Origin of the sequence: Rahnella sp. CG8 (genome assembly GCF_023701875.1) — a bacterium.
Taxonomy (GTDB): domain Bacteria; phylum Pseudomonadota; class Gammaproteobacteria; order Enterobacterales; family Enterobacteriaceae; genus Rahnella; species Rahnella aceris.
Window position 1 is genome coordinate 162,982 of record NZ_JABAED010000004.1, and the last position, 21,889, is coordinate 184,870.

General features: G+C 53.5%; 17 protein-coding genes. 6 read left to right on the plus strand and 11 right to left on the minus strand.

The features are described from left to right. Positions 1-126: 126 nt before the first annotated feature. Both HGO41_RS05655 and tesA read right to left on the minus strand, forming a co-directional pair. Positions 127-903 (minus strand): SDR family oxidoreductase, encoded by a 777-nt coding sequence (locus HGO41_RS05655; RefSeq protein WP_037036898.1) that lies wholly within the window; start codon positions 901-903, stop codon positions 127-129. Between the two features lie 122 nt (positions 904-1,025). After that, positions 1,026-1,655 (minus strand): multifunctional acyl-CoA thioesterase I/protease I/lysophospholipase L1, encoded by a 630-nt coding sequence (tesA, locus tag HGO41_RS05660; protein WP_015690300.1) that lies wholly within the window; start codon positions 1,653-1,655, stop codon positions 1,026-1,028. Between tesA and ybbA the strand changes: the two genes are divergently transcribed. Beyond that, positions 1,626-2,312: a putative ABC transporter ATP-binding protein YbbA gene (gene ybbA / locus HGO41_RS05665; RefSeq protein ID WP_015690299.1), complete on the plus strand. Its 687-nt coding sequence runs from the start codon at positions 1,626-1,628 to the stop codon at positions 2,310-2,312. The two genes, tesA and ybbA, sit on opposite strands and share 30 nt — an antisense overlap. Next, the gene (gene ybbP, locus HGO41_RS05670) at positions 2,309-4,741 is read left to right on the plus strand and encodes a putative ABC transporter permease subunit YbbP (protein WP_250980862.1); all 2,433 of its coding nucleotides are present in this window, start codon (positions 2,309-2,311) and stop codon (positions 4,739-4,741) included. The genes ybbA and ybbP overlap by 4 nt, the downstream gene beginning before the upstream one ends. Positions 4,742-4,886: 145 nt before the next feature. On the opposite strand, the gene purK is transcribed toward ybbP, so the two are convergent. Together purK and purE are read right to left on the minus strand one after the other, a co-directional pair. After that, on the minus strand, positions 4,887-5,951 hold the full coding sequence (gene purK / locus HGO41_RS05675; RefSeq protein ID WP_250980849.1) for a 5-(carboxyamino)imidazole ribonucleotide synthase: 1,065 nt from the start codon (positions 5,949-5,951) through the stop codon (positions 4,887-4,889). Then, positions 5,948-6,457, minus strand: coding sequence for a 5-(carboxyamino)imidazole ribonucleotide mutase (purE, locus tag HGO41_RS05680; protein ID WP_013576579.1), 510 nt, complete (start codon positions 6,455-6,457; stop codon positions 5,948-5,950). The genes purK and purE overlap by 4 nt, the downstream gene beginning before the upstream one ends. A 180-nt stretch (positions 6,458-6,637) precedes the next feature. On the opposite strand from purE, the gene HGO41_RS05685 reads away from it, so the two are divergent. Further along, positions 6,638-7,270, plus strand: a complete 633-nt coding sequence (locus tag HGO41_RS05685; RefSeq protein ID WP_013576577.1) for a MiaE family protein — start codon at positions 6,638-6,640, stop codon at positions 7,268-7,270. Between the two features lie 111 nt (positions 7,271-7,381). Here the strand turns inward: HGO41_RS05685 and lpxH are convergent, their stop codons facing one another. Next, positions 7,382-8,104, minus strand: a complete 723-nt coding sequence (lpxH, locus tag HGO41_RS05690; RefSeq protein ID WP_013576576.1) for a UDP-2,3-diacylglucosamine diphosphatase — start codon at positions 8,102-8,104, stop codon at positions 7,382-7,384. A gap of 11 nt (positions 8,105-8,115) precedes the next feature. Then, complete coding sequence (ppiB, locus tag HGO41_RS05695) at positions 8,116-8,610, minus strand: peptidylprolyl isomerase B (RefSeq protein WP_013576575.1); 495 nt, start codon at positions 8,608-8,610, stop codon at positions 8,116-8,118. Positions 8,611-8,837: 227 nt separating this feature from the next. Between ppiB and cysS the strand changes: the two genes are divergently transcribed. Together cysS and alkA are read left to right on the plus strand one after the other, a co-directional pair. After that, positions 8,838-10,229, plus strand: coding sequence for a cysteine--tRNA ligase (gene cysS, locus HGO41_RS05700; protein ID WP_013576574.1), 1,392 nt, complete (start codon positions 8,838-8,840; stop codon positions 10,227-10,229). A 68-nt stretch (positions 10,230-10,297) separates the two neighbouring features. After that, a complete protein-coding gene (gene alkA, locus HGO41_RS05705) occupies positions 10,298-11,170 on the plus strand; it encodes a DNA-3-methyladenine glycosylase 2 (protein ID WP_119261873.1) in 873 nt (290 codons plus the stop codon). Positions 11,171-11,177: 7 nt separating this feature from the next. Here alkA and HGO41_RS05710 read toward each other — a convergent pair whose 3' ends face one another. From HGO41_RS05710 to HGO41_RS05720, 3 genes are all read right to left on the minus strand, one after another. Further along, on the minus strand, positions 11,178-13,460 hold the full coding sequence (locus HGO41_RS05710; RefSeq protein WP_131638162.1) for a diguanylate cyclase domain-containing protein: 2,283 nt from the start codon (positions 13,458-13,460) through the stop codon (positions 11,178-11,180). A gap of 204 nt (positions 13,461-13,664) precedes the next feature. Then, positions 13,665-15,104 carry a magnesium transporter gene (gene mgtE / locus HGO41_RS05715; RefSeq protein WP_037036915.1) on the minus strand — a complete coding sequence of 480 codons (1,440 nt, stop codon included), beginning with the start codon at positions 15,102-15,104 and terminating at the stop codon, positions 13,665-13,667. A 9-nt stretch (positions 15,105-15,113) separates the two neighbouring features. After that, positions 15,114-15,332: a YfgG family protein gene (locus tag HGO41_RS05720; RefSeq protein ID WP_013576570.1), complete on the minus strand. Its 219-nt coding sequence runs from the start codon at positions 15,330-15,332 to the stop codon at positions 15,114-15,116. A gap of 513 nt (positions 15,333-15,845) precedes the next feature. Between HGO41_RS05720 and HGO41_RS05725 the strand changes: the two genes are divergently transcribed. Continuing rightward, the gene (locus HGO41_RS05725) at positions 15,846-18,077 is read left to right on the plus strand and encodes a sensor domain-containing phosphodiesterase (protein WP_225444898.1); all 2,232 of its coding nucleotides are present in this window, start codon (positions 15,846-15,848) and stop codon (positions 18,075-18,077) included. Between the two features lie 75 nt (positions 18,078-18,152). Here HGO41_RS05725 and ppx read toward each other — a convergent pair whose 3' ends face one another. Next, positions 18,153-19,697, minus strand: a complete 1,545-nt coding sequence (gene ppx / locus HGO41_RS05730) for an exopolyphosphatase (RefSeq protein WP_013576567.1) — start codon at positions 19,695-19,697, stop codon at positions 18,153-18,155. 22 nt (positions 19,698-19,719) lie between these two features. Continuing rightward, complete coding sequence (gene ppk1, locus HGO41_RS05735) at positions 19,720-21,789, minus strand: polyphosphate kinase 1 (RefSeq protein ID WP_013576566.1); 2,070 nt, start codon at positions 21,787-21,789, stop codon at positions 19,720-19,722. Between the last annotated feature and the right edge of the window lie 100 nt (positions 21,790-21,889).

Below are 21,889 nucleotides of genomic sequence, written 5' to 3' on the forward strand. Positions count from 1 at the left end.
TAAGCTCCCGGGTCTTCGTGAGCTTGCCGCCTTCCCGCAACTCGAATTATTTAGGGTATAGAAAATTAAAGTATTTAAGAACAAATGGGGGCGACTCTTGCCGCTTCAACCCCGAATCGCTTTTACTTAGCTGTTTCCGCGTAATATTTTGTCCAGCATGCGCGCGGGCAACAGGCGTTTCAGCACCGTCAGTGCATGGGCGACCAGTGTGACCGGATAACGCAGGCGCGCGCGCGGATGTTCTAAAGCATGGTGCAGTTTGGGCAAAACCGCCTCCGGCTTGAGTGTAAAACGACGGGCAATACCCGGATTTTCGACCGGCTGGTCGGTCTGCGACTGACTCACATTGGCGGTGAAATTACTGCTCAGCGGGCCGGGTTCAATCAGGCTGACCTGAATACCGGTGCCGTGCAGCTCCATGCGCAGTGTGTCGGACCAGGCCTCCAGTGCAAATTTACTGGCAGCATACACGCCCCGGCGCGGCGTAGTAATCAGCCCCATCACCGAGCTGGTCTGGATAATACGGCCTTCGCCGTGTGGCAACATGGCGGGTAACAGAAGCTGCGTCAGCTGATGTGTACCAAATAAATTGGTGGAAAATTGTTGTTCGAACTGCTCACGGCTGATGCTGCTGAGCGGGCCATAAACGCCGTAACCCGCATTATTAAACAAGCCATACAGACGGTTGCCTGTCAGCGCAATGACCTCGGCGGCCGCAAGTTCGACGCTCTGTTTATCATCAAGATCGCACTGAATAGTTTCAAACCCCATCTGCTGCAGCGTGTCGATATCCTGCGTTTTCCGACATGCCGCCAGTACCCGATAACCGCGTGCGCGCAAATCCTGTGCGGCAACCAGCCCGATACCGCTGGAACAACCGGTGATTAATACTGCTTTTTGCATAACTTTACCTGTGAGGTGTCCCTATTTTTTATGACTGTGATTTACTAGGGAGTCGGGTGAAAAAGGTAACGTCTTGGTTTTACTCACGTCCCGGTATTATTTTTATTCGTCGTATTTTAACCCTAATGCGTCAGCAGCGGCGTGAGTTTTTCTGACATCCATCCGGCAATAAAGGATTGTGCTGCCAGCGCAGGATGTAAACCGTCGTCCTGCATCCATTCAGGTTTCACGGCGACCTGCTCCATAAAGAACGGCACCAGCGGGATGTTTTCCTGCTTTGCCAGCGCCGGATAAATGGCGTAGAACGCGTCGCCGTAGCGGCGGCCATAATTGGGTGGCAGACGGATTTGCATCAGCAACGGTTGGGCATTGCTCTGTTTTACCTGTTCAATCACCTGTTGCAGCGTCCGGGAAAGGGTTTGTGGCGGGAAACCCCGCAATCCGTCGTTGGCACCCAGTTCAATCAGCACCCAGCGGGGGTGATGTTGTTGCAGCAAGGATGGCAGGCGTGCCAGCCCTTGTTCAGCGGTATCGCCGCTGATACTGGCGTTGATTATGGTGGGCTTGCCACCTTCTTTTTGCCATGTGTTATTCAGTAATGTCGGCCAGGATTCGGCTACCGGAAGGCGATAGACTGCACTCAAACTGTCGCCAATAATCAGCAAGTTATCAGCAGCAACGGCGCGAAAACTCAATAATCCTAACAACATAAGGAAGGGGAGATGCCAGCGGAAAATGTTCTTGAAGTTCATCATCTAAGTAAGCACGTCGGTCAGGGTGAAGGTCAGCTCACCATCCTGTCCGGTGTGGAGCTGGTTGTCAAACCTGCCCAGACAATTGCCCTGATTGGCGAATCCGGTTCCGGTAAATCCACCTTGCTGGGCATTCTTGCCGGGCTGGATGATGGCACCCGGGGTGATGTGAAATTACTGGGCAAATCCCTCAGCGAACTCAATGAGGAAGGGCGCGCGGCGCTACGGGCAAAAAATGTCGGTTTCGTGTTCCAGTCTTTCATGCTGGTGCCGACACTCAACGCACTGGAAAACGTCCAGCTTCCTGCGTTGTTGCGCGGTGAAAGCGACAGCAGCAGTCGTCAGCAGGCCGTGCAGTTACTGGAAAGTCTCGGGCTGGGCGGGCGTCTGCATCATCTTCCGGCGCAGCTTTCCGGCGGCGAACAACAGCGTGTGGCGCTGGCGCGGGCATTCATCGGCAAGCCCAAATTATTGTTTGCCGATGAGCCGACCGGCAATCTGGATCGCGTGACCGGCGAGCGTATTGTCGATTTGCTGTTTTCACTGAACCGCGATGCGGCAACGACGCTGATTCTGGTCACCCATGACGAACAGCTGGCGGCGCGCTGTCAGCGGCGGTTGCGTCTGCGTGACGGGAAATTATGGGAGGAAGCATGATCTGGCGCTGGTTCTGGCGGGAATGGCGTTCGCCTTCGCTGCTGATCGTCTGGCTGGCGCTGACCCTGGCAGTGGCCTGTGTGCTGGCGCTTGGCAGTATCAGCGACCGCATGGACAAAGGGCTGAGTCAGCAAAGCCGTGAGTTTATCGCCGGGGATCGCGTCCTGCGTTCCGCGCATCCGATTACGGAAGCCTGGTTGCAGGATGCACAGTCGCAGGGGCTGAAAGTCAGCCGTCAGCTCTCTTTTATGACCATGACGTTTGCCGGCGAAACGCCGCAACTGGCGGCGGTGAAAGCCACCGATCTGGCATATCCGCTGTATGGCGCGTTACAAACCGAACCGGCAGGACTGAAACCTGAACCGGGAACGGTGCTGGTCGCGCCGCGCCTGCTGGCACTGCTGAACGTAAAAGTCGGCGACAATCTGGATGTCGGAGATACCACGCTGAAAATCGCCGGTGTGATTGTTCAGGAGCCGGATTCGGGCTTTAACCCGTTCCAGACTGCGCCCCGTGTGATCATGAATCTGGAAGACGTGCCGAAAACCGGGGCTGTTCAGCCGGGCAGTCGTCTGACCTATCGCTATATGTTTGCCGGTTCGCCGCAAGCGATTCAAAGTTACGGCGAAGCGATAAAAGGGCTGCTTAAGCCTGATCAGCGCTGGAGCGGGATGGAAGATTCCGACGGGGCGCTGGGCAAATCATTACAGCGCTCTCAGCAATTCCTCACGCTGTCGGCACTGCTGACCCTGATGCTGTCAATCGCCGCGATTGCCGTGTCGATGGGGCATTACTGCCGGAGCCGTTATGATCTGGTTGCGGTCCTGAAAACGCTGGGTGCCGGGAAAAAGGCGCTGCAAAAGCTGATTATCGGTCAGTGGCTGGCGGTGCTGGCGCTGGCGGGGTTGTGCGGCAGCGTGGTTGGTCTGGCATTTGAAGCCATCCTGATGAAAGTGCTGGCGCCGGTTTTGCCTGCAGAATTACCGCCTGCCGGTGGCTGGCCGTGGGTGTGGTCGATGGGCGCGATGGTGGTGATCTCGCTGTTGATCGGCATTCGTCCGTATCGCCAGTTGCTTGCGACCCAGCCACTGCGGGTGCTGCGCCATGATGTGGTGGCAAATGTCTGGCCGCTGCGTTATTTCCTGCCGGTGATGGTTGTGGTAGTGGTGGGTTTGCTGGCGGCGCTGATGGGCGGCAGTTCGCTGCTCTGGTCATTGCTGGCGGGCGTACTGGTACTTTCGCTGCTGCTTGGTCTGATTGGCTGGGGGGCGCTGCTGCTGTTACGCAAGCTGACATTCCGTCAGTTACCGCTGCGTCTGGCGGTCAACCGTCTGCTGCGTCAGCCGTGGGTGACGCTCAGCCAACTGGCGGCATTCTCGATGTCATTTATGTTGCTGGCGTTGCTGCTGGTGATGCGCGGGGATTTACTGGATCGCTGGGAGCAACAACTGCCGCCGGACAGCCCGAATTACTTCCTGCTTAATATCACCAAAGACCAAATCCCGCAGGTGACGGATTTCCTGCATCAGCATAACGCGCAACCGGAAACCTTCTACCCGATTGTGCGGGTACGTCTGACGAAGATTAACGACAAAGTTGCCACTGATATCATCAAACCGGATGACGCAGGGGGAGAGGCGGTCAACCGTGAACTGAATCTGACCTGGATGCAGGGACTGCCGGATCACAATCCGCTGGTTGCAGGCAACGGACCGCCGAAAGTCGGTGAGGTGTCGGTAGATGAAGGGCTGGCGGGGCGTCTGGGACTGAAGCTGGGCGATACCGTCACGTTCAGCGGTGATACGCAGGAATTCAGCGCCAAAATCACCAGCCTGCGTAAAGTGGACTGGGACAGCCTGAAGCCGAATTTCTACTTCATCTTCCCGCCGGGTGCGCTGGATGCACAACCGCAAAGCTGGCTGACCAGCTTCCGTTATCACGGTGATGTCAGCACCATCACGCAGCTTAACCGTCAGTTCCCGACGCTGAGTTTGCTGGATATCGGCTCGATCCTGCGTCAGGTCGGCCAGGTATTACAGCAGGTGAGTCGGGCGCTGGAAGTGATGGTGATCCTGGTGATGCTGTGCGGCGGATTGCTGCTGCTGGCGCAAATTCAGGTCGGCATGCGTCAGCGCCGTCAGGAGCTGATTGTTTACCGCACGCTGGGTGCCAGCAAAAAAATGCTGCACCGGACATTGTGGTGTGAATTTGCCGTGCTCGGGCTGGTGGCGGGGATCGCCGCCGCCATCGGCGCGGAAGCTGCATTGTGGCTACTGCAACGCCAGGTTTTCGATTTCCCATGGGAACCGAATTATCTGATGTGGATTGCGGTACCGGTGGTCAGCGCGGTGCTGCTGTCGGTTTGCGGCGGTTGGCTGGGTGTGCGGTTGCTGCGGGGGCGGGCGTTGTTCCGGCAATACGACTCGTAGTTTCTAAACTCCTCCCCCTGCGAAGGGGGAGGCAGGGAGGGGGTTTTAATGGCTAACTGTTTGTCAAAGCACACTTTAACTATGAGATTTTGACCTTAATACCCCACCCCAACCCTCCCCTTCGCAGGGGAGGGAGCCGATCAAATCAAAGCTTTTCAATCGCCCATTCAATCCCGCTGGCGTATTCTTCCGGCAGCATCGGGACCAGTGCGTTGAGATTGTCTTTCAGCAGGCTGGCGCTGGCGTCGTTGAGATTCAGGTGTCCGACTTTACGACCCGGACGCACGTCTTTCTCGTACCAGTGCAGATTGACCAGCGGCAGGCTCAGCCATTTTTCTGACACATCCGTGCCAATCAGATTCACCATCACTGACGGTGTGCTCACCACCGGTTTCGGCAGCGGCAGACCAAGGATGGCGCGCAGATGCATTTCAAACTGACTGTAAGAGGCGCCGTTCTGTGTCCAGTGCCCGCTGTTATGCACACGCGGTGCCAGCTCATTGATCAGCAAACCTTCGCTGACCACGAAACACTCCATTGCCATCACACCGACATAATTCAGTTCGTTCATGATCGCTGACAGCATGTTTTCTGCCTGCTGTTGCAGGGCGGCATCCGGCTGCGGCAGCACAACACTGGTGCGCAGAATGCCGTCCTGATGCAGGTTATGGGTCAGCGGATAAAACACGGTTTTACCATCGTGACCTCGCGCGCCCACCAGCGAAACTTCACCGGAGAAGTTGATACCCTGCTCAACGATGCATTCGCCATAGCAATCCTGCGGCAGGGTATTTTCTTCACCAGAACGCAGACGCCACTGACCCCGGCCGTCGTACCCGCCGACGCGACGTTTCACAATCGCCAGTTGGCCAAGCCGGGAGAATACCTGCGGCCATTCGGCGGCATCGGCCAGCAATTGCCACGGCGCAGTCGCCAGACCGAGCTGGTCGAGCAACTGTTTTTGCGTCAGGCGATCGGCCAGACGCGGGAAAATGTCGCGGTTAACGAACGCATTGTGCGTCGCCAGTTCGCGGGTCAGCGCCGTTTCCGGCCAGCGTTCGATTTCAGCGGTGATCACGCTTTGCTGATACGGCACGGCTTCCGGTTCAGCATCAAGGCCGACAGGATAGACGGCGATGCCCAGCGGTTCACCGGCCTGACGCAGCATTCGGCCTAACTGGCCGTTTCCGAGTACGCAAACCGGTTTCATGCTTCCTCCCGCGGGTCGGGGTTATTCAGCACTTCGTCAGTTTGTGCGGTGCGCCACGCGGCCAGGTTTTTGGCAATCTCAGCATCGTGCAGTGCAAGAATCTGTGCCGCCAGCAATGCGGCGTTTGCGGCACCGGCTTTACCGATCGCCAGCGTACCGACCGGAATACCACGCGGCATTTGCACAATGGAATAGAGACTGTCGATGCCACTGAGTGCAGCACTTTGCACCGGCACGCCCAGCACCGGCACCAGCGTTTTCGCCGCCAGCATGCCCGGTAAATGCGCTGCGCCACCGGCACCCGCGATGATCACATCAAAACCGTTAGCGGAAGCCTGCTCAGCGAAAGTAAACAATTTGTCCGGCGTACGGTGAGCGGAGACGATATCGACATGGAAAGGAATATTCAGCGTTGTGAGGACGTCGGCGGCGAACTGCATGGTCGCCCAGTCACTTTTAGACCCCATAACGATGGCGATTTTTGCCGGGGTAACGTTGGATGACATGTCTGTAAAGCTCCTGTGATTCGGAAATAGAAACTGCGAGGGCGCAAATGATAGCACGCTCCGTGAGGGAGGAAAACGGTTGCGTCGCCGGAAAACGGCGCATTTTTGATGAGAAGTTGGCGGCAGATTTGTATAATCCAAACCAATATATTAATGACAAACTTCATTGGAAACTGATTTATGACGCAGGCTTTACTGGCACCGATTTATGATTTTCTTCACTGTGAAACACCCGCTCTGTGGGTGGATGTGGCGCTGGAAAATCAGACGGTGATGCTGATCGACCACGCTAACTGTGAAAAGAAAGCGGCGGCCACGGCGATGAGCCTGATGACCAAATATCTGGATCGCACCGAGCTGCTGTTTTGTGCGGCGCGTCTGGCGCGTGAAGAGCTTCATCACTTCGAACAAGTGGTGGAAATCATGCAAAAGCGCAATATTACTTATACCCAGCTTTCCCCCTCGCGCTACGCCAGCGGTATGATCAAACATACCCGTCATCACGATGATCTGAATATTCTGGTCGACCGGCTGATTATCGGGGCGTACATAGAAGCGCGATCCTGTGAGCGTTTTGCCAAAATTGCGCCGCATCTCGACGAAACCTTGTCGCGTTTTTACACCTCATTGCTGCGTTCAGAATCACGGCATTTTGCCGATTATCTGGCGCTGGCGGAGCAATATGCCGGAACGGATATCAGTGAGCGGGTAGAGGAGTTTGGCAGGATTGAAGCGGAACTGATCCTCACGCCGGACGAACAATTCCGCTTCCATTCAGGCGTACCCGTTACCCTTCATACTTCGGGCTGCTGATGCGTTGACTGCGCTCATTCACCCCGGTCACTTAGTCAGCTAAGCTCCCAGGGATTCATGAGCTTGTCGCCTTCCAGCAACTCAAATTATTTTGGGTAACTTTGAGGTGACTCAAAACGGGAAGCTGATCAGCTCGACGTTATCGGCGGTGACTTTCACCATCGAGCCTTCTTCGTGCCATGCGCCGAGTACCACGCGGTGGCCGGTTTTATTCCCCAGCGGCACATCGTGAATTGCCGGACGATGGGTGTGACCGTGAATCATCCACTCCACGCCTGCCATCTGCATTTCGCTGACCACCGCCTGCGGGTTCACATCCATAATTTCCAGTGATTTGCCCTGGTTTGACGCCTTGCTGTTGGCGCGCATTCTGGCGGCAATCGCCAGTCGCCATTTCAGCGGCAGCATCAGGAAAAGTTTCTGGATCAGCGGGTTGTGGACTTTTTTGCGGAAGTTCTGATACGCGACATCGTCGGTGCACAGTGTATCGCCGTGCAGGATCAGGACGCGGCGTCCGTACAGTTCCAGCACTTTTTTCTCCGGCAGCAACGTCATCAGGCTCTCGCGGGCGAAACGTCTGCCGAGCAGAAAATCGCGGTTGCCGTGAATGAAGAAGCAGGGCACACCTTGCTGGTGTAACTGATTCAGTGCCGCCGAGATTTCAGCGTGAAGCGGCTGCGGATCGTCGTCGCCAATCCAGGCTTCGAACAGGTCACCGAGAATGTACAGGGCGTCGGCCTGCGGCGCATCTTCACGTAGAAAACGCAGAAAACCGGCAGTGATTGCCGGTTCCTGTGCGCAAAGATGGATATCTGCGATAAAAAACGTGGTCATCCCGACGTTGATTATTCGCTGACTGTGACGCTTTTGATCACAACATCTTCTTTTGGAACGTCCTGGTGCATACCGCTGCGGCCGGTTTTGACGGCTTTGATCGCGTCAACCACGTCCTGACCTTCAACCACTTCTGCGAATACGCAGTAGCCCCAACCCTGTGCGTTTTTGCCACTGTGGTTCAGGAAGTCGTTGTCAGTTACGTTGATGAAGAACTGTGCCGTGGCGGAATGCGGATCGTTGGTACGCGCCATCGCCAGCGTGCCTTTGGTGTTTTTCAGGCCGTTGTCTGCTTCGTTATTGATAGGCGCATCGGTGTTTTTCTGGTTCATGCCTGGCTCAAAACCGCCGCCCTGGATCATGAAACCGTTAATCACACGGTGGAAAATTGTGTTGTCGTAGAAGCCTTTACGGCAATAGTTCAGGAAGTTTTCAACCGTGGCTGGCGCTTTGTCAGCGAAAGTTTTAATGACGATGTCGCCGTGGTTGGTGTGGAAAGTGACCATAATTATCATCCTGCTAATGTTGATGTGTGCTCTTAGTAAGAGCGGCTACTATAGCCTTTTCTTATACCATAACTCAAAAGTTGCCGTCAGCAGCGGCTTTGTGACGACTAAAGCCCGTCCGGCGGCCTTATGCCGTTTCGGTGAAATCATTTTCGTTATATTATACGCGTTAGTGTCGCTTAAACGCGCCAACGTCATTTTCTACGCCCAACACACGGAATAGCCTGATGCTGAAGATTTTTAATACCCTGAGTCGCCAAAAAGAGGAATTCAAGCCAATTCATGCCGGTAAAGTCGGGATGTACGTGTGTGGGATCACTGTTTACGACCTGTGTCATATCGGCCACGGTCGCACCTTTGTGTCTTTCGACGTGGTGTCGCGTTACCTGCGTTACCTCGGTTATGACCTGAAATACGTGCGCAATATCACCGATATCGACGATAAAATCATTAAACGTGCCGCTGAAAATGGCGAAACGTTTATGGCGCTGACCGACCGTATGATCGCCGAGATGCATGCTGATTTTGCTTCACTGAACATTCTGCCGCCGGACTCCGAACCGCGCGCCACGCAGCACATTCACGAAATTATCGATATCGTGCAGAAGCTGATTGACCGTGACCACGCCTATGTCGCGTCGAACGGTGATGTGATGTTCTGGGTGGAAAGTGATCCGGATTACGGACTGTTGTCCCGTCAGGATCTGGATCAGTTACAGGCGGGTGCGCGCGTCGAAGTCGAAGCCAACGTGAAACGCAATCCGATGGATTTCGTACTGTGGAAAATGTCCAAGCCGGGCGAACCGAGCTGGACATCTCCGTGGGGCGAAGGTCGCCCGGGCTGGCATATCGAATGTTCTGCGATGAACTGCAAACAGCTCGGTGCGCATTTCGATATTCACGGTGGCGGTTCTGACCTGATGTTCCCGCACCACGAGAACGAAATTGCGCAGTCAAGCTGTGCCCATGACGGCCCGTATGTGAATACCTGGATGCACTCCGGCATGGTGATGATCGACCGCGAAAAGATGTCCAAATCACTGGATAACTTCTTCACCGTGCGCGATGTGCTGAAATATTATGACGCTGAAAGCGTGCGTTACTTCCTGATGTCGGGTCACTATCGCAGCCAGCTAAACTACAGCGAAGAGAACCTGAAACTGGCGCGTACCTCAATGGAGCGTCTGTACACCGCACTGCGTGGCACTGACGCCGCTGCAACGCCAGCCGGTGGTGAGGCTTTCGTTACGCGCTTCCGTGCGGCTATGGACGATGATTTCAACACACCGGAAGCTTATTCCGTGTTGTTCGATATGGCACGTGACATCAACCGTCTGAAAACGGAAGACCTGTCTGCGGCCAACGGTCTGGCAGCGGAACTGCGGCAACTGGCAGGTGTACTTGGCCTGCTGGAGCAGGATCCGGAGCAGTTCCTGAAATCCGGTGCTCAGGCGGATAACGATGACGAAGTGGCTGAAATCGAAGCGTTGATTAAACAGCGTAACGATGCCCGCGCCAGCAAAGACTGGGGCATGGCGGATAAAGCGCGTGATCGTCTCAATGAAATGGGTATCGTTTTAGAAGACGGCGCAGCAGGGACCACCTGGCGTAGAAAATAGTCTATTCTTTTGTTCTTAATGCTGAATTATGGCTCCCAACCGGGGGCCATTTTTATAAGGATCATGCTGTGACAACCCTGTTTCTGACCTATCAGCCTCCGTATGACTGGCAATGGATGACGGCATTTCTCGGCGCGCGTGCATTGCAGGGTGTTGAACAGCAGGATGGCGAATATTACCAGCGTACGCTGGCGGTGATGCACCACGGCGAACGGCTGACCGGCTGGTTGCGGTTGCGTCCGTTGCCTGAGCGAAATGGCGTTGAGCTGGAAGTGTCGGCGTCGCTTTCGCCGGTCACGGAGAACATAGTTGCCCGGGTGCGGCGGTTGCTGGATCTGGACGCGCAACCCACGCTTATCGCCGAGGGTCTGGGGGGACTGGCTGACAATGCGCCGGGATTACGCCTGCCGGGCTGCGTCAACCGTTTTGAACTGATGGTGCGCGCGATCCTCGGGCAACTGGTGAGCGTGAAAATGGCGGCGACACTGGCGACGCGGCTGACTGAAAAATGGGGCGAACCGGTGCGTACGCCGTTTGCCGCGCTGACGCATTTGTTTCCGTCTGCAGCGGCCATCGGGCAGTTAACGGTAGACGATTTACGGGGTATTGGTGTGCAGGCCAAACGTGCAGCGTGTCTGATTAATATTGCGCAGGCAGTGGATGAGGGGCGTTTGCCGCTGGATGACATCACCGATGTGCAGGACGGAATAAAACAGCTGCAGGCGATGCCGGGGATTGGCAACTGGACTGCCAGTTATGTGGCAATGCGCGCCTGGTCTGCGCCTGATATTTTTCTCGGCGGTGACTATCTGATTAAACAGCGTTTTCCGGGCATGACGCCCGCGAAGATAGCCCGCTATGCCGAAGTCTGGAAACCTTGGCGCACCTACGCCACGCTGCATTTGTGGTTCAATAATGAGTGGCAGCCGGGCACGCCGTAGGCGGGGATTAACGTGACACTTCTGTGCCAGACTGATGGTCTTCAGGGGGGATGGCACCGCTGGTATGTGCAGTGGCCGTTTTTTGCGCCGGTTCATATTTATAAACCCGCCCGCGTCCGTTGTGTTTGGCGATGTAGCAGGCCATATCCGCTTGCGCCATGTATTCGCTGCCGGTGATGTTCGCATCGTTTATTTGCGTCATTCCTGCGCTGGCTCCGATCCGGTAGGCATTTCCTTCCCAGATAAATTTGAAATCGTTGATTTTGTCCACCAGATGCTGCAGCGTTGCCAGCCCTTCTTCCTGAGGACAATCAAATAAGATCAGCGCAAATTCATCGCCGCCCAGCCTTGCCAGCCGGTCGCTGTTGCGGATGTTTTCCTGCATCAGTGCGCTGATCTGGCGCAGCAGTTCATCCCCTGCAGCATGTCCTGCGGTGTCGTTAATCGCTTTAAAATGATCCAGATCGATAAACGCCAGACCGTGAGGCTGACGTTGCGTTGCAGTCAGATTCAGCGCTTTTTTCAGGCTCGATTCGAAACTGCCACGATTCGACAACCCGGTGAGTAAATCGTGAGAGGCGCTGTAACTGAGTTTTCGCATCAGTTCGCGGGATTTACTGACGTCCTGTAGCACCAGCACAATGCCAATCGGTTCGTCTTTCAGGGTGCGCAGCGGTGACACTGCCAGCTGAACATCAAACAAAGCCGTGTGATGGCCGTGCAGAACCAGCGAACGCTCAACGGAAGAGTGCAGATTTTCATTGATATCAAACTGCAAAAGATCGTCGATAAGCGGCCCTCCCGCTCCTTTGCTGATGCGCACGATGCGGCCTACCGGTTGCCCCTGCGCCTGCTGTTCTGTCCAGCCAGTCATTTTCTCTGCGACCGGATTCATGAAAGTGATATTCATATTCCGGTCGGTGGAGATCACCGCTTCATTGATCGAATTCAGCGTGATATGCAGCAGCTCTTTTTCTTCATGCAGCGCTTCCGAAAGGCGCTTGTTAGTCATTTCGGTGTGTTTAAGCTCGTTGATATCTTCAATCTGAGAAATGAAATACATCGGATTATGGTGTTCATCACGCACCAGAGATACGGCGAGGAATGCCCAGATAACTTCTCCGCTGCGGCGCAGATAACGTTTCTCCAGGGTGTAACTCTGGATGTCATCGTTCAGCAATTGCTGCAACAGCGCCAGGTCTTTGCCCAGATCTTCATGATAGGTAATTTCCTGGAACGTCAGGGTGGTCAGATATTCCGCCTCATAACCCAGCAGATGACACAGGGCTTTGTTCACCTGCAGCAGCTTGCCTTCCGGTGATACCAGCGTCATGCCAATTGCGGAATATTCCATGGCGTTTCGGAAGCGATTTTCACTTTGCGTGATGTGAGATTTTTCAGTACGCAACGCATGCATTGCCATCGCCATGGCATTCGCAGGCATCAGAATCAATAGCAGCGGCAGGAAAATCAATCCCTGAGGGAGCTGATCCGCCAGGTGCGGCTGAACGGAAATAATGCCGCTGGTATGCAGTAACGCAATCATCAGTGTCATCGAGAGGAAAATGATGAACGATTCCATACGGGGTAAACGGATGGCGGCCGATAACAGCGGAATGGTGATAAAGGCGAAAGTGTAAGGCAGCCATTTCAGGGCCAGAAAACCGGCCGCCAGCGTCAGGATCAACGTCAAAAGCAGTCCGAAAAGACGCGGCGAGGTGATCAGTTTAACCAGGTAGCCGCGCTGGTAGATAAGCCCCAGCGGCGTGAGCGCGAGGATCGCCACGGCTTCTGACATAAACCAGGTGGTAAAGCGGCTTTGTAATTCTGCCGGAGAATGAACATGCAGAATAAACAACAGCATGATTAACGCGCTGACCAGCGGGCAGAAGATCACCGCGACGAAAAGGAATTTCATCCAGGAACTCAGCCCCGAAAGCGGATCCTGCGCTGGCAATATTCTGCGCAATAAATCCGCACACAGAGAAGCCTCAATAAGGTTGTTGAGCAGATAAGGCAGATAGCGAAAGAAGGGCGTACCGAGGATCGTATGTGATGCCGCGATGCCCAGTGCGGCGGCGCACAGCAGCGGGATCCAGTCGCGATAGCGATGGTGGAATAAAACAGGGATCAGCAATGCTGTCGGTAGCCACAATCCGGCGAGGCTGGACGACTTCTGAATGATACTCAAACAGGCAAAGGCCAGCAGGCAGGTTGAGATGCCTAAAAGTAAGCAGGATGTCCAGTTTGCCCGATTAGCCCCAGTTGAGGGCGGCTTGCTATTTTCCACGGTGAAAACCTTTTTCTGGCTGACGGAGCGTTGCAGGCAGTCGCAGTGATACTTATTGATTAATGTTATCAATGCACTACCGCAGGGCGAACTGCGGCAGGGGTTAATGAGTACCGGAAAATCAGCGCTAATGATTAATATAAATTCTACATTACGCTGTAATAGATAACGAATTTTCCGGCCAGAAAGCCGGAATTCATTTCGTTAAAGCAGGAAAATGGTGGCAAGGCCGAGGAAAATGAAGAATCCGCCAGTGTCTGTCAGCGCGGTAATCATCACACTGGATCCGACCGCAGGGTCGCGGCCCAGGCGTACCATGGTGAGGGGAATGACGACACCCATCAGCGCGGCCAGCAGTAAATTTAGCACCATCGCCAGCGTCATCACCGCGCCCATCTCCCAGTTGCCATAGAGCAGCCAGGTGACAATCCCCATTAATCCGCCCCAGACGAGGCCGTTGATCAGTGCCACGCCCAGCTCCCTGAACATCAGGAATTTCAGATTGCCGAGCTGAACATGGTGCAGCGCCAGCCCGCGGACAATCATGGTGATGGTCTGATTGCCGGTATTTCCGCCGATACCGGCGACAATAGGCATCAGCGCGGCCAGCGCAACGAGCTGCGAAATCGTGTGTTCAAACAGGCCGATCACACGGGAAGCCACAAACGCCGTACACAGATTGATGGCCAGCCACGCCCAGCGGTTACGCACGGCTTTGGTTACCGGCGAGAAAACGTCTTCTTCAGGGCTTAAGCCACCCATGCGGCGTAAGTTGCTGTCGGTGTCGTTATTGACGAAATCGACGATTTCTTCCACCGTCAGGCGGCCCATCAGTTTACCTTTTTTATCCACGACGGCAGCGGTGATCAGGTCATAACGTTCGAACGCGCTGGCGGCGTCTTCGGCTTTGTCCTCCGGTTCAAAACTGGTGAGATCGGTGATCATTACGTCGGAAACCAGCGTATGCGGCGCGTTCAATAAAATCGTGGTCAGCGGCAATTCGCCAAGCAGCGTATTTTTCCGGTCAGTAATAAAGACTTTATCGGTTGCCTGCGGAATTGACTTACGTGAGCGGAGAAAGCGCTGAACGGTGCCCAGCGAGACATCCGGGCGAACGGTCAGCAACTCGAAATCCATGATACGGCCAACGCATTCTTTGCTGAATTTCATCACTTCGCGGACTTTCTCTCGCTGGCGGGGATCCAGTGAGGTCAGTACGCGGCCAATCAGGTCGCGGGGCAGATATTCCGCCAGATAAACCTGATCGTCCACATCCAGCAGTGACATGGTTTTGAGCAAATCCTTATCGCTCATTTCTTCGATCAGACTGTCCCAGACGGTTTCTGAGACTTCCACCAGCGCTTTACCGCGTGCTGCGGGTTCGACCAGCCGCCACAGCGCCAGACGTTCACGGATCGGCAGTGCTTCCAGTACGTCCGCAACGTCCGCCGCGTGAAGACTTTGTACCCGCGAGGTCAGCTCGGCGGTGTTGTCCATCAGTTGTGCGCGGGTGGCGTCATCAACATCAGGTTCCTCGCCCAGAATACTGTCGGCGAGGTCATCGGTGTTCAGAAGGAGATCGAGGATCCTGCTGCGGCTTTCAGCCAGTTTCTGGCCGTAATTCTTTGGTTTTCCACCAGACATTTGTGATCCTTAGTCCTTTGAGTAACGACAGGTTTTCAGCGTGCCGGTACAGGTTTTTGCCGGAGTCTGTTCCTGTAACTCCACAGTTTGCGTATCGGTCCGGGTTTGTTTTTGATTCTGATGATGTGAATACGCACCGATAGCGGAGTAGACCAGACGCCCGAACAAAATAATGAAGCTTATCGCTAAAACGATTTTCGTCATTCTGATGTTGGTTTTTCGAGACATAATTTAATCGCTTAAGTAAATCGTTGCTCCGGTGAAGGAATGAAGGTGTGCAAATGATAACGTTTACAATATATAACACATCTAAACAGGCAGCCAGATAATCGGATTAAGGGCAAACTCGCGGTTTAAAGGGGTATAAATCCATCAAACCTAAGACTTTTCGTTCTCCTTAAGAAGGATCGCATGAAATTGCCAAAAAAAATTTATTTCATGCATCACGCGATGAATTTGTCTGAGATGAATTTTTGTCAAATCACAAAGATTGTGTTTATTGATATGCATCAAGGGATTTAAGATAAGTCACATTAGAATCCAGCCATATTTTAAAATTTATATCCCGGCCTCCGCTGTATTCTTTTTTCTTCTGCGTTTTTTCTGTGAGATGACGTTTTTACAACGATAATTGAGGACGGAACCTGTGGCCATCGTCATCGGACTGTCTGTCTGATGTCTATTACACCCTGAACCCTTCACTGCAGCATGAAGTTCATGCGCAAAACTTAGATGGACTTGATGCGTAAAAAATTTTCCTGGCAAGACATGCGCCATAAATGGTGGGGCCTTCCTGCGATTTTTGCTCTGGTGCTGATCCCGGTGACCTCGTGGCTTTCTCCGATGATTTCCCTGCCGGATGGCCGTACTTATCTCATTTATATGCCGATGGCGACCTGCGTCGCGTTGCTGATGGTATTTGACTGGGCCGCATTGCCGGGCATCGTCCTGACGCTTTTCCTGCGCTATTACCTGCGGATTGGCTTCGAGATGGGGATGCTGATGACGGTGATTTATTTCGCCGCGCTGTCTCTGGCCTGGCTGGGCTATCGCTGGCAGGCGGGAAGTCGCTGGTCCGCACCGCTCGGTCTGATGAATCTGGCGAAAGCCCGGGTAGGCTGGTTGCTGATTTTCCTGACATTATTCTTAGTCATCGTGCTGCAAATTGTGATTGAAAGCGGATTGCTGCCCGATTATCTCGGCATGGCGACGCGGGACTTTTTCACGCTCAGGACCCTGGTCAATTTACAGGGGATGGTCCTTGGTATTCTGCTTAACTCGCATGTGATTTATCTGGTGATACGCATTATCCGCAAGCCGCATTATTTACGTGTGGTCTGCACGAGGTTGCGTCAGGAAATGGCACCAGGCGTGAAGTTTGCTGAGATTATGCTGTGGTTTGCGGTTCTGGGGGTCATGGTCACGTTGTTGTGCCTGCCGGGGCTGAGTGAACCGTTCATGAAGATTTTACTCAGCGATTACACGCTGACGCTACTGTTTCCGGTATTGCTGTTTGGAGCCTGGCGCTACGGTTATTACTTTATCAGTATCGTCTGGACCGTCACCCTGACTGTGTTATTTGAATTTTATCAGGGGTTTATCTCCGAACACGGCTTTGTTCATAATCTGGTGTTCGTGTCCGCCCTGATGTTGGTCTATACGATGACGTTGTTGCTGATGGCGGCCATCGCCTCACGTCAGCGTCTGCTGATGAAAAAATCCAGCGCCGCCGCATTGCAGGATCCGGTGTTTGGTCTGCCAAACCTGCGTGCCTTCAACCGCGATCTGGCGAGCTATCCGCGTTCCATGCTGTGTTTTATCCGTGTTTCCGATATGGACGTGCTGAGCCGTAACTACGGCATGCAGTTGCGTATCCAGTTTAAACAGCAACTGGCGCACGGGCTGAAGCCTTATCTGCAACCGGGTGAGCGGGTTTATCATTTACCGGGTTATGATCTGGTCTTGCGGCTTAACTGCGAAGATTCGGATAAAAAATTGCAGAATTTGCATGACTATCTGGAAGATTTCCGCCTGATCTGGAACGGCTTGCCGCTGCATCCCAATATAGGCTTATCGTACTGTACCGTGTATTCGCCAGTGGAACATCTGCCGATTTTGCTGGGCGAACTGAGCGGTATTGCTGAAGTTTCCCTGACCACCGGGCAGCCGGAATCCAATAAAAACGACCACAGTCAGGTACAACTGGAGATCAGAGAAAAAGTCGACATGCTGCATAAAATTCAGCGGGCACTGGATGACGATCGCTTTGTGCTGATGGCGCAACCCATCTTCGGGGTACGTGGCGACAGTTATCATGAAATCCTGCTGCGTCTGTCTGACAGCGCCGAAGGAACGCTGATCACACCGGATAAATTCCTGCCGGTGGTGCATGAGTTCGGTTTGTCGTATCAGCTGGATATGTGGGTGCTGAAACATACACTGATGTTTATTAATCAGAACCGTGTTCATTTGCCGAGTCTGCGCTTTGCGGTGAATTTCACACCCTCGACGCTGTGCCGCCCGACCTTTAGCCGCGATTTTAAAACGCTGATGCTGGAATATGAGGTAGAACCGTTCCAGATCGTGCTGGAAGTGACCGAATCCCATCTGCTGCAGAACATGAAATATGCCGACCTGGCGATGCGGGAATTGCGTTCCTACGGTTGCCGCATTGCGATTGATGACTTCGGTACGGGCTACGCCAGTTACGGTCGTCTGAAGGCTATTCAGGCAGATATCCTGAAAATTGACGGCAGCTTCGTGCGCAATATGCTCACTGATTCGCTGGACGCCTACATTGTGCAGTCAATCTGTCAGGTGGCGCGCATGAAGCATCTGTCGATTGTGGCGGAGTATGTGGAAACTGAAGAACAGAAAATCGCGTTGCATGAGCTGGGTGTGGATTACATGCAGGGTTATCTGGTGGGTAAACCGCAACCGTTAAACAAACTACTGGAATTCCCGAACGTCTGACATTGAGCGATGTCCGGAAAGAAAAAGCCCTCTGCGCATCAGATGCCAGAGGGCTCTTTTATTGCAGCGAAACGGTTAGTTTTTCACAATACCGTCTTCTTCCTCAAGCATCAGTTTCCAGCCTGTCACGTCATCCCAGTAACTCTGTTCTCTTTCGAAATCCAGCTGAACCAGGTTGTTCTGAGCCAGATATCCGGCCGGGAAACGCAGCGTCCAGTGATTATCATCGGTAGATAACCGCAGGGATTCAGGCGTTGTCGTTGACTGACGCTGATTGTTGAGCAACGCCCCTAAACGCAGAAGCTGGATCAGCGGAATGTAGTGTTTCTTCTTGAACAGATTCAGGCGCGGCAGTTCTTCCAGCTTGATGGCTTTTCGGTGGAAACGGACCAGTGTGGCCAGCAGCGTTTGTTGTTCCTGATTGAAACCCGGCAAGTTGGTATTTTGCAGGATATACGAGGAATGGCGGTGCATGCCGGTGTGGTTAATGCTCAGACCGACTTCATGCAACATGGCGCTGAATTTCAACAGTGATTCCAGCTGTGGCTGCACCAGTTTGGTATTTTGCGCCAGCCACTGGGCATACAATTGCTCAGTGGTATCCAGCACACGGCGCGCCTGTTCACGGTCAATGTTGTAATGCTCAGCCAGACTTTTGGCGGTACGGGTACGGATATCCTGATGACGGAAACGGCCTTCCATTTCATACAGCACACCTTCACGCAGTGCGCCGTCAGAAAGACGCAGCTCTTTGATCGCCAGCGCATCGAACACGCCGCGCAGAATGGCAAGCCCCGGCACGAACACCGATTGCCTGTCTTCCGATAAGCCTGGTAAATCCAGGGCACTGAAATGTTTAAAGTTCAGTACCGCTTCGGACAGCATTTCCAGCCGTTCAGGGGTAATTAAGCCGTCTTTTTCGCCCATCGCGACCAGCACTTCGTGCGCCGCTTTAATACTGCCGGAGGCACCCAAAGCATACTGCCAGCCCTGCAGGCGGTACTGCCACGCCAGGGTTTCCAGCTTTTGCGCAGCAGCGAGCTGGGCACGTTTGAAGTTACTGCGGCTGATTTCGCCATTGGGGAAGAACATCTGCGCAAAACTGACACAGCCCATACGGCGGCTTTCGGCCAGCAACGGCTCGAAGTCCTCTCCGATGACCAGTTCTGTTGAACCGCCACCGATATCGACCACCAGCTTGCGGCCTTTTTCAGGCTGCGTATGTTCAACACCCATAAAAATAAGTCGTGCTTCTTCCTGCCCGGAAATAATTTCAATCGGGTAGGGGATGACTTCTTTGGCACGCTTGAGAAATTCCTCGGCGTTCACTGCCTGACGCAGCGTATGTGTACCGACGATAGTGACGTTATTTTCCGGAAAACCCTGCAGGCGTTCGGCGAATAAAGCCAGGCAATCCAGCCCGCGTTGAATGGCTTCTTCACTGAGCACATTTTTACTGTCGAGACCATCGGCCAGATGGACGCGCTGTTTCAGGCGTCCCAGGACCTGCAGCGCGCCGTTAACGACGCGTGCAATGACCATATGGAAACTGTTCGACCCGAGATCAATCGCCGCAATTTCCTGTGGCTTGGCATTCAGTGGGCTGCTTTTAAGGGGCATAGTTGTGTAACGCTCCAGGGGTTCAGGCTTGCTGACTTTGTTGTTCCAGCTCTTTCAGATATTCATAAATCGCCAGTTGCGCACGGACTTTGCGGCGATTTCCGCGTGGAACATACCGGTTGCTCAGTTCTTTATCAATCACTCTGGCTTTTACTGTGTCACTAAACAGCAGCTCAAGGATATCCAGAACGCGCTGTTTCAAACGCGGATCGAGCAGGGCGACGGCCACTTCAATACGATAATCAATATTACGCGTCATCCAGTCGGCTGAAGACAGGAAGACTTTGGAATCGCCGCCATTTTCAAAGACATACACGCGATCGTGTTCCAGATAGCGGTCAATGATGCTGGTAACCTGAATGTTTTCGCTAAAGCCGGGTAAATTCGGCACCAGAGAACACATCCCGCGGATCAGCAGACGGATTTTCACCCCGACGTTAGACGCGACGTAGAGGCGGTCTATCAGCCCTTTATCCACCAGATTATTGATTTTTAGCGTAATTCCGCCTGTTCCGCCCGCCTGAACGTTGGCAATTTCACGGTCGATCAAACGGTAAAGCATGTCGCGCGAGTTTTGCGGTGACACCATCAGATGCTCGAACGACACCGGGCGGTAAGGGTTTTCAATAAAGTTGAAGACGCGGCGGACCTCGTTGGTGATCCTCGCATCGGCGGTGAGCAGTGAATAGTCGGTATAAAGGCGCGCCGTTTTCTCGTTAAAGTTACCGGTCCCGATATGAGCATAGCGGACAATCTCGTCGCCTTCGCGTCGGGAAATAAGAAAGAGTTTTGCGTGTATTTTCAGGCCCGGCGCAGAGAAAATAACGTGCACACCGGCTTCAGTCAGACGTTTCGCCCAGTGAATATTGGCTTCTTCATCGAAGCGCGCCTGCAGTTCGACGACAACAGTGACTTTCTTACCGTTGTGCGCGGCGTGGATCATCGATTCGATAATGCGGGAATCTTTCGCCACGCGGTAAATATTGATTTTTATCGACAGCACGTTCGGATCGAACGATGCCTGACGCAACAGTTCCAGTACGTGCTCAAACGTGTGGTACGGATAATACAGCAGCACGTCTTGCTCGCGGATCGCCGCAAAGCCGTTGCGGAATTTATCGAACCACAAATGGCGCAGACGTGGCAGCGGACGGTTGACCAGATTGGCTTTGCCGACGTTCGGGAAGCCGATGAAATCTTTAAAATTGTGATAACGGCCACCGGCAATCACCGAATCATAATTGGAGATGCCAAGTTTACCGCGCAGCAGTTCGACCATTTCATCCGGCATATCACGCTGATAAACGAAACGTACCGGTTCGGCGGTCAGACGCTGTTTCAGGCTTGATGACATCAGCTCAAGCAGGCTCGATTCCATTTCCGTGACCAGATCATATTCGGCGTCACGGGTCATTTTCATGGAGTACGCGTTCAGTGCATCGTAATCGAAGAAGCCTTTGAAAATATCATCCAGACAATAACGCAGGATGTTATCCAGCAGGATCATCGGCTTACGACGGCGTGGTGCTTCCGGCGGCAGGTTAACGAAACGCGGCACTTTATCGGACGGGATTTCCAGCAGCGCGTAATGGATCTCTTCGCCACGGATAATTTCCACTGCCAGATAGGTGTAATCGTCTTTGAGGAATTGCACCAGATTGGTATCGTGGTTAATCAGAATCGGTGTGATGTACTGGCGCAGCTGATGTTTGAAGTACTGACGCAGCCAGGCTTGCTGGTTTTCAGAAACCTGGCGTTCGTTAATCAGGAAGATCTGATTACGCGCCATTTCCAGAAGCAAATCGTTGTAAAGACTGTCGAATTCCTGATCAATGCGCAGCACCTTCGCCTGAATTTTTTTCAGCAAATGACGGGACGCGCCCAGAAAACCTTGTTCTTCACTGATGAGGATCCGTCGTTTTAAATCGGCAAAACGGACTTTATAAAACTCATCCAGGTTATTGGAGTAGATCCCTAAAAAACGCATCCGTTCGATCAGGGGATTGCTTTTGTCAGCCGCTTCCTGCAACACGCGCTCATTGAAGGACAGCCAGCTTAGTTCTTTCTCGATATAAAGCTTTTCCTGACCCATTTTCACTCCGTTCATTTAGCTTGCAACCTGGCCCATACAGGCAAATTTGCCTGAAAACACCGCAATGTAGCTCAACATATTCTTCGTGTTGCCCGCCTTT